The sequence below is a fragment of the Niallia yueguangensis genome, from assembly GCF_052663115.1.
Genome location: NZ_JBQTCX010000027.1, coordinates 19,021 through 31,998, shown reverse-complemented (window position 1 = coordinate 31,998; position 12,978 = coordinate 19,021). Strand labels below are relative to the sequence as shown.

The 12,978-nt window shown below is 38.5% G+C and carries 9 protein-coding genes and 1 other annotated feature (1 of these 10 only partly in view); all 9 genes read right to left on the bottom strand.

Annotated features, from left to right (window positions below; translation table 11 throughout):
• Positions 1–30: 30 nt before the first annotated feature.
• The 9 genes from fusA to rplJ all read right to left on the bottom strand — a co-directional run bounded on the left by fusA (position 31) and on the right by rplJ (position 12,878).
• A complete protein-coding gene (fusA, locus tag ACTYA4_RS19250) occupies positions 31–2,106 on the bottom strand; it encodes an elongation factor G (protein WP_443483162.1) in 2,076 nt (691 codons plus the stop codon).
• 48 nt (positions 2,107–2,154) lie between these two features.
• Positions 2,155–2,625 (bottom strand): 30S ribosomal protein S7, encoded by a 471-nt coding sequence (gene rpsG / locus ACTYA4_RS19245; protein ID WP_443483161.1) that lies wholly within the window; start codon positions 2,623–2,625, stop codon positions 2,155–2,157.
• 39 nt (positions 2,626–2,664) lie between these two features.
• A complete protein-coding gene (gene rpsL / locus ACTYA4_RS19240) occupies positions 2,665–3,087 on the bottom strand; it encodes a 30S ribosomal protein S12 (protein WP_443483160.1) in 423 nt (140 codons plus the stop codon).
• 99 nt (positions 3,088–3,186) lie between these two features.
• Complete coding sequence (locus ACTYA4_RS19235; RefSeq protein ID WP_443483159.1) at positions 3,187–3,435, bottom strand: 50S ribosomal protein L7ae-like protein; 249 nt, start codon at positions 3,433–3,435, stop codon at positions 3,187–3,189.
• A 185-nt stretch (positions 3,436–3,620) separates the two neighbouring features.
• On the bottom strand, positions 3,621–7,220 hold the full coding sequence (gene rpoC / locus ACTYA4_RS19230) for a DNA-directed RNA polymerase subunit beta' (protein ID WP_443483158.1): 3,600 nt from the start codon (positions 7,218–7,220) through the stop codon (positions 3,621–3,623).
• A gap of 123 nt (positions 7,221–7,343) precedes the next feature.
• On the bottom strand, positions 7,344–10,904 hold the full coding sequence (gene rpoB / locus ACTYA4_RS19225) for a DNA-directed RNA polymerase subunit beta (RefSeq protein WP_443483157.1): 3,561 nt from the start codon (positions 10,902–10,904) through the stop codon (positions 7,344–7,346).
• A gap of 246 nt (positions 10,905–11,150) precedes the next feature.
• Positions 11,151–11,756 (bottom strand): class I SAM-dependent methyltransferase, encoded by a 606-nt coding sequence (locus tag ACTYA4_RS19220; RefSeq protein ID WP_443483156.1) that lies wholly within the window; start codon positions 11,754–11,756, stop codon positions 11,151–11,153.
• Between the two features lie 198 nt (positions 11,757–11,954).
• Positions 11,955–12,317, bottom strand: a complete 363-nt coding sequence (gene rplL / locus ACTYA4_RS19215) for a 50S ribosomal protein L7/L12 (protein WP_443483155.1) — start codon at positions 12,315–12,317, stop codon at positions 11,955–11,957.
• A gap of 60 nt (positions 12,318–12,377) precedes the next feature.
• The gene (gene rplJ / locus ACTYA4_RS19210; RefSeq protein ID WP_443483154.1) at positions 12,378–12,878 is read right to left on the bottom strand and encodes a 50S ribosomal protein L10; all 501 of its coding nucleotides are present in this window, start codon (positions 12,876–12,878) and stop codon (positions 12,378–12,380) included.
• A gap of 31 nt (positions 12,879–12,909) precedes the next feature.
• Positions 12,910–12,978: a sequence feature (ribosomal protein L10 leader region), on the bottom strand; it runs 81 nt beyond the window's last position.

The window sequence follows — 12,978 nt, the reverse complement described above, 5'->3', positions numbered from 1 at the left end:
TATACTTGATTAAAAAGGTAAAATCAACAATTACCCTTTATTTTTTTTGATGATCTCTTCAGAGATTGATTTTGGCACTTCTTCGTAGTGGTCAAAAGTCATAGAGAATACTCCGCGACCTTGTGTGCTTGAACGTAAGTTTGTAGCGTAACCAAACATTTCTGAAAGTGGAACCATAGCACGTACTACTTGAGCGTTACCGCGCGCTTCCATTCCTTCAACACGTCCACGACGAGAAGTAATATTACCCATAATATCACCCATGTACTCTTCTGGGATGATTACTTCAACCTTCATGACAGGTTCAAGAATTACAGGGTTACATTTTGAAGCAGCGTTTTTAAGTGCCATTGAAGCGGCAATTTTAAACGCCATTTCAGATGAGTCAACATCATGGTAAGATCCATCAAATAATTTAGCTTTAACGTCTACCATTGGGTAGCCTGCAAGTACTCCTCTTTCTAACGCATCTTCAAGACCAGCTTGAACTGGAGCGATATATTCACGTGGAACAACCCCACCAACGATTGCGTTTTCGAACTCGAAGCCTTTACCTTCTTCGTTTGGAGAGAATTCAATCCAAACGTGACCATATTGTCCTCGTCCACCAGATTGACGTGAGAACTTACCTTCTACCGCTGCAGAACCACGGAAAGTTTCACGATATGCAACCTGTGGTGCACCAACGTTTGCTTCAACCTTAAATTCACGACGCATACGATCTACAAGAATATCTAAGTGAAGCTCACCCATACCAGCGATAATTACTTGACCAGTTTCTTGGTTAGTATGCGCACGGAATGTTGGATCTTCTTCTTGTAATTTTTGTAGAGCTGTAGTCATTTTATCTTGGTCAGCTTTTGATTTAGGTTCAATTGACAACTCAATAACCGGCTCTGGGAATTCCATTGATTCTAAGATTACTAAGTTCTTATCATCACATAGAGTATCTCCAGTTGTAGTATCTTTTAATCCAACCGCTGCTGCAATGTCTCCAGCATGTACTTCTGAAATCTCTTGACGGCTGTTTGCGTGCATTTGTAGAATACGACCTACGCGCTCACGTTTGCCTTTAGTAGAGTTTTGTACATATGAACCAGAGCTCAAAGTACCAGAGTATACACGGAAGAATGTTAATTTACCTACGAATGGGTCTGTCATAACCTTAAATGCAAGTGCCGCAAATGGTTCTTCATCACTTGAATGTTTTTCAATTACTTCATCTGAATCAGGAACAGTACCTTTGATTGATGGTACATCTAATGGAGATGGTAAGTAGTCGATAACTGCATCAAGCATTTTTTGAACACCTTTGTTTTTGAAAGCAGAACCACAGATAACTGGATAGAATTCAACGTTTACTGTACCTTTACGGATAGCAGCTTTTAATTCATCAGTAGTGATTTCTTCTCCACCAAGATATTTTTCCATTAAGTCTTCGTCAAGTTCTGCTACAGCTTCCACTAATTTCTCGTGGTATTCTTCAGCAAGTTCTTTATACTCTTCAGGAATTTCACGTTCTTGGATATCTGTTCCTAAGTCGTTGCCATAGAAAGTTGCTTTCATTTCTACCAAGTCAATAATGCCTTCGAATTGATCTTCAGCACCGATTGGCAATTGAATTGCATGTGCATTCGCTTGTAAGCGATCGTGTAATGTTCCTAATGAATATAGGAAGTCTGCTCCTATTTTATCCATTTTATTAACAAAAACTACACGAGGAACTCCATAAGTTGTTGCTTGTCGCCAAACAGTTTCTGTTTGAGGTTCAACACCAGATTGAGCATCAAGAACTGCAACCGCACCATCAAGTACACGAAGAGAACGTTCAACTTCAACTGTGAAGTCTACGTGTCCTGGTGTATCGATGATATTTACACGATGACCTTCCCATTGTGCTGTTGTTGCAGCAGATGTAATCGTGATACCACGTTCTTGTTCTTGCTCCATCCAGTCCATTTGCGATGCACCTTCATGAGTTTCACCAATTTTATGGATACGACCAGTATAATAAAGTACACGCTCAGTTGTTGTCGTTTTACCAGCATCAATATGCGCCATGATACCAATATTACGAGTGTTTTCTAAGGAGAACTCTCTAGCCATTTGGTATTTCTCCTTCCATTAAGAAAGTATTTTTTTAAATTGATTATCTTACCAACGATAGTGAGCAAACGCTTTGTTTGCTTCAGCCATTTTGTGTGTATCTTCACGCTTTTTAACAGATGCTCCAGTATTGTTAGCTGCATCTAAAATTTCGTTAGCTAATCTTTCTTCCATCGTTTTTTCTCCACGAAGACGAGAATAGTTAACTAACCAGCGAAGACCTAGTGTAGTACGTCTATCTGGACGAACCTCCACTGGAACTTGATAGTTTGAACCACCAACACGGCGGGCTTTAACTTCAAGTACTGGCATAATGTTCTTTAATGCTTGATCGAATACTTCGATTGCATCTTTTCCAGTACGTTCTGCTACGATTTCAAAAGCTGAATATAGGATAGCTTGAGATTTACCTCTCTTACCATCGATCATCATTTTATTGATTAATTTAGATACAAGTTTTGAATTGTAAATTGGATCTGGTAACACGTCTCTTTTTGCTACAGGACCTTTACGTGGCATTTGATTTCCTCCTTTCGATCATGCTGTTTTAAGATTTATTTATTTTTTTGCTGCTTTTGGTTTTTTTGTTCCGTATTTAGAACGTCCTTGCATACGGTTATTAACACCAGCTGTATCAAGCGCACCACGAACAATGTGATAACGTACCCCTGGTAAGTCTTTTACACGTCCTCCACGGATAAGTACAACACTATGTTCTTGTAGGTTGTGACCGATACCAGGAATGTATGCTGTTACCTCAATACCGTTAGTCAAACGTACACGAGCATATTTACGTAACGCTGAGTTCGGTTTTTTTGGTGTCATTGTACCAACACGAGTACATACACCACGTTTTTGAGGTGAAGATACGTTTGTTTGTGTTTTTTTGAAACTGTTGTAACCTTTGTTTAACGCAGGTGACTTCGACTTCTCTTGTGCAGATTGACGAGGCTTGCGTACTAATTGGTTAATAGTTGGCATTTCTTTTTCCTCCCTTCTTTTATGTTTAAAGCCCACACATCCAGGTGGTTCATATTAGGGCAAAAACAAAGTTTTCATGGTTAATTCCATAAAAACAGTTTAATTAATTATGGCTACAGTCGCTGCGCCTACTTCTATACCACATGATTTGCCTAACTTCATCATGGAATCAACAAGTATTATAGGAACATGAACTTGTTTAGCTGTATCTGTTACTTTTCCAATTAGAATTGGATCAGCATCTTTTGCAACTAAAACTTCCGTTACATTTCCTGCTTTTAACGCTTTAACCGTTTGCTTTGTTCCTACTACATATTTATTAGCCTGTAATACTTTATCATAAGACATATCATATCCTCCAAAGCAACAGGTGAATAGGAGCACCTCTGATATATTAACACCTAGAAAACTTCATGTCAATTAATTTACGAAAAAAATTAATTGCTTTTCTGAAATGATAAGCAAAGGTCAGAACCCTGCTATTCAAGTCTATTACTTTGTTTGGACAGCGGGGTTTGACCTTATTCAATTATTTACTCTACAGTAACAGACTCTTCCGAAGACTCTTCTGCTGTAATAGGTTCTGCATGTCGATATCTTGGCATACCAGTTCCCGCAGGTACTAGCTTACCAATAATAACATTTTCTTTTAATCCTAATAATTCATCACGTTTTCCTTTAATTGCTGCATCTGTTAAAACTCTTGTAGTTTCTTGGAACGATGCTGCAGATAAGAAGGAATCTGTTTCAAGTGATGCTTTTGTAATACCTAACAATACAGGTCTTCCTGTCGCTGGTAATTTTCCTGCTTTTAACGCTTTAGCATTCGCATCTGTAAATTGGTGGATATCAAGTAGTGTACCAGGTAATACATCTGTTTCCCCAGCATCTACGACACGTATTTTACGAAGCATTTGACGAACCATTACTTCAACGTGTTTATCGCCGATTTCAACCCCTTGCATGCGGTATACCTTCTGCACTTCACGTAGTAGATACTCTTGAACAGCAGTTACGTTTTTCACTTTAATCAATTCTTTAGGATCAATAGAACCTTCTGTTAGTTCTTGACCTTGTTCTACTACATCGTCAAGCTTAACTTTTAATCTTCCTGTGTACGGTGCAGTATATGTTTTCGTTTCTAGTTCACCTTGAATAGTAATCTCATGTTGACGGTCTCTGCCTTCGTTAATTCCGACTACTACACCGGCAATCTCGGATATAACCGCCTGCCCTTTTGGATTACGAGCTTCGAAAATTTCTTGGATACGAGGTAAACCTTGTGTAATATCGTCTCCAGCAACCCCACCAGTATGGAATGTACGCATCGTTAACTGTGTACCTGGTTCTCCGATAGATTGTGCCGCAATAATACCTACTGCTTCTCCCACTTCTACCTCTTGACCAGTTGCTAAGTTTCTACCGTAACATTTTTTACATACACCATGGCGAGTGTTACATGTAAAGGCAGAACGAATCCATACTTCTTCAATATTAGCTTCCACTACTTCTACAGCAAGGTCTTCTGTAATTAGACCATTTTCCGGAACAATCACTGTATTCGTTTCTGGATGCTTAATTGCTCTTCTTGCATAACGACCAATTAAACGCTCTTCTAACGGTTCAATTATTTCAGTTCCTTCTTTAAGAGCAGCTACTAATAAACCTCTATCTGTTCCACAATCATCTTCACGGACAATTACATCTTGAGCAACATCAACTAGTCGACGAGTCAGATATCCAGAGTCAGCCGTTTTAAGTGCTGTATCGGCAAGACCTTTACGGGCACCATGTGTAGAGATAAAGTACTCTAATACTGTTAATCCTTCACGGAAACTTGAGATAATTGGCAACTCAATAATTCTACCAGCCGGGTTGGCCATCAGTCCACGCATACCCGCAAGCTGCGTGAAGTTAGATGCGTTACCACGGGCACCAGAGTCACTCATCATAAAGATTGGATTTCGTTTATCAAGTGATTTCATCAGTTTAGCCTGAATTACATCTTTAGCAGCACTCCAAATAGAGATAACTCTATCATAACGCTCTTCTTCTGTAATTAATCCACGTCTAAATTGTTTTAATACATTATCAACTTTACCTTGAGCTTCGTCGATAATTTCTTGTTTTTCACCTAAAACGACGATATCTGCAACCCCTACAGTAATACCTGCTTTTGTTGAATGTCTAAATCCTAGATCTTTCATTCTATCAAGCATTTTAGATGTTTCGGTAATTTTGAATCGTTTAAATACTTCCGCAATGATATTCCCAAGAATTTTCTTTTTAAATGGGTCAATAATTGGCATTTCCCTAATAATCGCAGGCACATCTGTTCCTTGTTTAACAAAGAATCTTTCCGGAGTCTTCTCTTCAAGGTTTGCCTTTGTAGGTTCATTAATGTACGGGAAAGATTTAGGTAATATTTCATTAAATATTAACTTTCCAACTGTTGTTAATAAAAGTTGGTTGTTTTGCTCTTCCGTAAATGTTTCGTTATTTAAAGAACTTGCACGAACAGCAACACGAGTGTGTAAATGAACATAACCATTTTGATATGCCAACACTGCCTCACTTGTATCGTTAAAGATCATACCTTCTCCCACAGCACCTTCTCTTTCTAAAGTTAGGTAATAGTTACCTAACACCATATCCTGTGAAGGTGTAACAACTGGTTTTCCATCTTTAGGATTCAAGATATTTTGAGCAGCTAGCATTAATAATCTTGCTTCTGCCTGCGCTTCAGATGATAACGGAACGTGAACAGCCATTTGGTCTCCATCAAAGTCCGCATTATAAGCAGTACACACTAGTGGATGAAGACGAATTGCACGACCTTCTACTAATGTTGGCTCAAATGCCTGGATTCCTAATCTGTGAAGTGTTGGTGCACGGTTAAGCAATACAGGGTGTTCTCTGATTACCTCTTCTAATACATCCCAAACTTCAGGTTGAACTCGCTCAATTTTACGTTTAGCAGACTTAATATTGTGTGCTAATCCTTTTTCCACTAATTCTTTCATAACGAAAGGTTTAAAAAGCTCTAATGCCATTTCTCTTGGTAAACCACATTGATACATCTTTAAATTCGGTCCTACAACGATAACCGAACGGCCAGAGTAGTCAACACGTTTTCCTAGTAAGTTTTGACGGAAACGACCTTGTTTTCCTTTTAACATATGGGAAAGGGATTTTAATGGTCTATTACCTGGTCCTGTAACCGGACGCCCACGACGACCATTATCAATTAACGCATCTACTGCTTCTTGAAGCATGCGTTTTTCGTTTTGAACGATAATGCTTGGAGCTCCTAGATCCAACAATCTTTTTAAACGGTTATTACGGTTAATAACACGGCGGTATAGATCATTCAAATCTGATGTTGCAAAACGTCCACCATCTAATTGAACCATCGGACGAAGTTCTGGTGGAATAACGGGAAGTACATCTAAAATCATCCATGACGGCTCATTGCCAGAACCACGGAATGCTTCTAACACTTCTAATCGTTTAATTGCTCGAGTACGACGTTGTCCTTGAGCTGTTTTCAACTCTTCTTTTAACGCTTCTACATCTTTATTTAAATCAATATCAGAAAGTAATTTCTTAATTGATTCCGCTCCCATAGAAGCTTGGAATTTCATCCCATATTTATCACGATATGCTCTGTATTCTTTTTCTGAAAGAAGTTGTTTCTTTTCTAATGCTGTATCACCAGGATCGGTTACAACATAAGAAGCAAAATAAATAACTTCTTCTAAAGCACGCGGAGACATATCAAGAACAAGCCCCATACGGCTAGGAATTCCTTTAAAATACCATATATGCGATACAGGTGCTGCTAGTTCAATGTGCCCCATGCGTTCACGACGTACTTTTGCACGCGTCACCTCTACACCACATCGATCACAAACTACACCTTTGTAACGAACACGTTTATACTTTCCACAATGACATTCCCAGTCTTTTGTAGGACCAAAAATACGCTCGCAGAATAAGCCGTCTTTTTCCGGTTTTAATGTTCGATAATTAATTGTTTCTGGTTTTTTTACTTCACCATATGACCATGAGCGAATCTTATCTGGTGAAGCAAGACCTATTTTCATAAATTCAAAATTGTTTACATCCAACAAGGGTCCTACCTCCCTTTTGATCTTCGGGCTATTCCATACTTGCCACTTAATAAGAATAAGTACTTATATCTTATGAAGGCTGACCCTTTTCATTAGTGTCAGCCTTCATCTAGTTACTTGAAATTACTCTTGAATGCCTACTTTTTCTGACTCAGGCTCTTGTGTATCAGGTGCTATTGTAAGAGATTCAGCTTGTTGAATATCATCATCATCATCTGTATCTCTCATTTCTATTTCTTCTTCGTTGCTGGATAGAATTTTAACATCTAATCCTAAGCTTTGAAGTTCTTTCATCAGTACGCGGAATGATTCTGGTACTCCCGGCTCTGGAACATTTTCACCTTTTACAATTGCTTCATACGTTTTCACACGACCTACAACGTCATCTGATTTAACAGTAAGAATTTCTTGTAATGTATATGCTGCTCCATACGCTTCAAGAGCCCAAACTTCCATCTCTCCAAAACGTTGTCCACCGAACTGAGCTTTTCCGCCAAGTGGCTGTTGTGTTACTAAAGAGTAAGGTCCAGTAGAACGAGCATGAAGTTTATCATCAACCATGTGCGCCAGTTTAATCATATACATGACACCAACAGATACACGGTTATCAAACGGCTCTCCTGTACGTCCATCATAAAGTACTGTTTTAGCATCTTGTGCCATGCCAGCTTCTCTGATTGTTTCCCAAACATCTTCTTCCCTAGCTCCATCAAATACAGGAGAAGCAACATGGATATTTAAGCTTCTTGCAGCCATTCCAAGGTGCAGCTCCAGCACCTGTCCGATATTCATACGAGATGGTACCCCTAAAGGATTTAACATGATATCTACAGGTGTTCCATCTGGAAGATACGGCATATCTTCTTCTGGTAAAATACGAGAAATTACCCCTTTATTACCATGTCGTCCAGCCATCTTATCGCCTTCGTGAATTTTACGCTTTTGTACAATGTACACACGCACAAGTTGATTCACCCCTGGTGGCAGTTCGTCTCCGTCTTCACGATTAAATACTTTCACATCATGAACGATACCGCCTCCGCCATGAGGAACACGTAAACTAGTATCACGAACTTCACGTGCTTTTTCCCCGAAAATAGCATGTAATAAACGTTCTTCTGCAGTTAATTCTGTTACACCTTTTGGCGTTACTTTTCCTACAAGAAGGTCTCCGTCTTTTACTTCTGCTCCAATACGGATAATTCCTCGATCGTCAAGGTTACGCAAAGCATCTTCCCCAACATTTGGAATATCGCGTGTGATTTCTTCTGGTCCAAGCTTTGTATCGCGAGATTCTGATTCATATTCTTCAATATGAATAGATGTATAAACATCATCTTTTACTAGACGCTCACTCATAATGATGGCATCTTCATAATTGTACCCATCCCATGTCATAAAGGCTACTAGCACGTTTCTTCCTAAAGCTAGTTCACCTAATTCCATAGATGGACCGTCAGCAAGGATTTCTCCTTTTGTTACTTTGTTTCCAACAGCAACAATCGGACGTTGATTGTAGCATGTACCTTGGTTAGAACGGATAAACTTAAGCATTCTATATTTATCTAGGTTGCCTTTAACTTCTTGACCATCAATCACTTGTACTCTTCTAACCCAAACTTCACGAGCTTCTACATGTTCAACGATTCCATCATGTTTACAAATAACAGCAGCACCAGAGTCTTTACCAGAAACATATTCCATTCCTGTTCCTACTCTTGGAGCTTCAGGCTGCATCAACGGTACTGCTTGACGTTGCATGTTCGCACCCATTAACGCACGGTTTGAGTCATCGTTTTCTAAGAAAGGAATACATGCTGTTGCAGCAGATACTACTTGCTTCGGTGATACATCCATATAGTCTACACGATCACGGCGGACAACAGTATTTTCCCCTCTAAAACGAGCAACAACTTCCTCATCAAGGAAAGCGCCATCATCACCTAAACGTACGTTTGCTTGTGCTACTACGTAGTTATCTTCCTCATCTGCAGTCAAGTAATCAATACGGCTTGAAACTAATCCTGTTTCCGGATCTACGCGGCGGTATGGCGTTTCAATAAAACCAAAGCGATTTACTTTTGCAAAAGATGATAACGAGTTAATCAAACCGATGTTTGGTCCCTCTGGCGTTTCAATAGGACACATACGACCGTAATGTGAGTAGTGAACGTCACGAACTTCCATCCCTGCACGTTCTCTTGTTAAACCACCAGGTCCTAATGCAGATAAACGGCGCTTATGCGTTAACTCAGCAAGCGGATTTGTCTGGTCCATAAATTGAGATAACTGTGAGCTTCCGAAAAACTCTTTAATTGACGCGATAACCGGTCTGATGTTAATTAACTGCTGCGGTGTAATCGTGTTTGTATCTTGGATAGACATTCTTTCACGAACTACACGCTCCATTCTGGATAATCCAATACGGAACTGATTTTGCAGTAATTCACCAACAGAACGCAAACGTCTGTTACCTAAGTGGTCAATGTCATCTGTTAAACCAACACCATGTAACAGGTTAAAGAAATAACTAATCGATGCAATAATATCTGCAGGAGAAATATTTTTCACTGCTTCTTCTACATATGCATTGCTAATTACGTTAATTTCTTTTTCCCCTTCATCATTAGGAGCATAAATTTTAACAGATTGCACAATAACGTCGTCTTCTAATACTCCGCCATATGGGCTTAATGTTTTAAATCCGATGTTATTTTCAAGGTTCGGTATGATGCGATCCAATGCACGACGATCTAAAAGCGTACCTTTTTCCGCAATTATTTCGCCTGTTTCTGGATCTACAAGCGTCTCTGCTAGACGTTGACCAAACAATCTATTTTTTATATGAAGTTTTTTATTAATTTTATAGCGTCCTACATTTGCAAGATCATATCTTTTAGGATCAAAAAATCTTGAAACTAATAAGCTTTTTGCATTTTCGACAGTAGGTGGCTCACCAGGACGTAAACGCTCATATATTTCTAATAGAGCCTTTTCCGTTCCTTCTGTATTATCTTTTTCTAAAGTATTGCGTAAATACTCATTGTCACCAATCAAGTCTAATATCTCTTGATCAGATCCAAATCCTAAAGCACGTAAAAGAACCGTTACCGGCAGTTTACGAGTACGATCGATACGTACGTAAACAACATCCTTTGCATCGGTTTCATATTCTAACCAAGCTCCACGGTTTGGAATCACAGTCGCTGTAAATCCTTTTTTCCCGTTTTTATCTAATTTCCCATTATAGTACACACTTGGAGAACGTACTAACTGAGAAACGATAACACGTTCAGCTCCGTTAATAACAAATGTACCAGTTTCAGTCATAAGCGGGAAATCACCCATGAAAACATCTTGGTCTTTTACTTCTCCTGTTTCTTTGTTTACAAGACGAACCTTAACTCGTAATGGCGCGGAGTATGTAACATCTCGTTCTTTTGATTCTTCTACTGAATATTTTGGATCCCCTAAGCTGTAATCAATAAACTCAAGCGATAAGTTGCCAGTAAAGTCTTCGATTGGTGAAATATCCTGAAACATCTCACGCAATCCCTCATCTAGAAACCATTGATAGGAAGAGGTTTGGATTTCTATAAGATTTGGTAATTCTAAAACTTCACTAATTCGTGCATAGCTTCTTCGCTGGCGGTGTCGTCCATACTGAACAAGTTGACCTGTCAACTGATTCACCCCTCAAATCAAACGTTATAGTACATCTATTTACATCTTATAAAAGCAGTTTATTACTTTTTATAAGACAAAAAGAAAAAGGGTTTTCCAATCCAAAAAACCACATTTTTCATATTTCTAGTATTATTTTGTTAGCTTTTCCGAAATAATCCAATTTTATACACTAGTTGTATAAAATGATACCAATCAGAAAAAATAATATATTGGCATTATACAATGCTATCACAACGATTCGGACTAGTCAATCTTTTTTGCTCTTATTATAAAATAACCTTTTTTCTTTTCAACGATTTCTACATCATGAAATAATTGCTCTAACTTTGCTATCGCAGAAGGAGCTCCCTGCTTTTTCTGAATCACTACCCAAAGGTCTCCACCATCAACCAAATGTTCATAACTTTGTTCGAAAATATCATGAACAACTTTTTTTCCTGCACGTATCGGCGGGTTCGTTAATATAGATGCAAACATTTTGCTTTCCACTTGCAAAAGTCTATCACTTTCATAAATTTTAACATTTTTTATATGATTAGCAGAAGCATTTTCCGTTGCAAGCTGTATCGCTCTTACATTAACATCCACCATATGAACCATTTTATTTTCAGCATTTTTGGCTATAGAAAGTCCTATCGGTCCATATCCACATCCAACATCCAATATATCTCCTGCAACGGTTGAATATTCATATGTTTCGATTAATAGCTTCGAACCAAAATCAACTTCTTTTTTAGAAAAAACGCCATTATCTGTTTTAAAGCGAAATTTATTGCCTTTTAACATGTAATCCCAATAATTCGGATCACTGCTTACATTTTGTGTACGGGAATAATAATGTTCTGTCACAACTGACCACCTCCACGGGAGCATTATATCGGAAGAACCATTGAGGATTTTACTTTTTTGAAGTAATTCCTATAAGAGGTTGTTCAAAAAGTTCGGGAACACAAACTTGCGAATCTCTTCGTTGATTCCCAACCTTTTTGAACACACACTTTAAGGGAAAAAAAGCCCGCTTATATAGCGAGCTTTTTTTAACTAACATTACTTAACTTCAACGTTAGCTCCAACTTCTTCAAGTTTAGCTTTGATTTCTTCAGCTTCTTCTTTAGAAGCTCCTTCTTTAACAGCTTTTGGAGTGTTGTCAACAAGTTCTTTTGCTTCTTTAAGACCAAGACCTGTGATTTCACGTACAACTTTGATAACTTTGATTTTTTGATCTCCAGCAGATGCAAGAACTACATCAAACTCAGTTTTTTCAGCTGCAGCTTCTCCGCCAGCAGCACCAGCAACAGCTACAGGAGCTGCAGCAGTTACACCAAATTCTTCTTCAATAGCTTTTACTAAGTCGTTTAATTCTAAAACAGTCATTGCTTTTACTGCTTCTAAGATTTGTTCTTTAGACATTATATTGTTCCTCCTTGTTTTTTATCCATTTATTATGATACTTGAAAGTAACGTAAATTCTTACGCGCCTTGTTCTTCTTTTTGTTCTGCAACTGCTTTTGTAGCAAGAGCGAAGTTGCGGATTGGTGCTTGAAGCACGCTGAGTAACATAGAAAGTAGTCCTTCGCGTGATGGAAGTTCAGCAAGAGCTTTAACATCTTCAACTGAAGCAACATTTCCTTCAATAATACCCGCTTTAATTTCAAGCGCTTCATTCTTTTTAGCAAAGTCATTAAGAATTTTCGCTGGTGCAACAACATCTTCATTACTGAATGCAATTGCGTTAGGACCAGTTAAAGCTTCGTTAATACCTGCTAAACCTGCAGCTTCAGCAGCACGGCGTGTTAATGTGTTTTTGAAAACTTTGAACTCGATACCAGCTTCACGAAGTTGTTTACGAAGTTCTGTTACTTCAGAAACAGTTAGACCGCGGTAATCAACAACAATCGTTGATTTACTTGCTTTGAATTTTTCAGCAATATCTTCTACTATTTGTTTCTTTTGTTCAATTACGCTGCTCATCTTTACACCTCCTGTAGAATTTACATTTATACCGGAAAGTAAAAAACCTCCACATCAATATAGACATGGAGGAGTATACAATAGTCGTTTACACAACTGA

Coding starts and splice junctions, on each gene's coding strand:
- fusA (WP_443483162.1), bottom strand. CDS start 2,106: ATGGCTAGAGAGTTCTCCTTAGAAAACACTCGTAATATTGGTATCATG.
- ACTYA4_RS19235 (WP_443483159.1), bottom strand. CDS start 3,435: ATGTCTTATGATAAAGTATTACAGGCTAATAAATATGTAGTAGGAACA.
- rplL (WP_443483155.1), bottom strand. CDS start 12,317: ATGTCTAAAGAACAAATCTTAGAAGCAGTAAAAGCAATGACTGTTTTA.
- rplJ (WP_443483154.1), bottom strand. CDS start 12,878: ATGAGCAGCGTAATTGAACAAAAGAAACAAATAGTAGAAGATATTGCT.
- rpsG (WP_443483161.1), bottom strand. CDS start 2,625: ATGCCACGTAAAGGTCCTGTAGCAAAAAGAGACGTGTTACCAGATCCA.
- rpsL (WP_443483160.1), bottom strand. CDS start 3,087: ATGCCAACTATTAACCAATTAGTACGCAAGCCTCGTCAATCTGCACAA.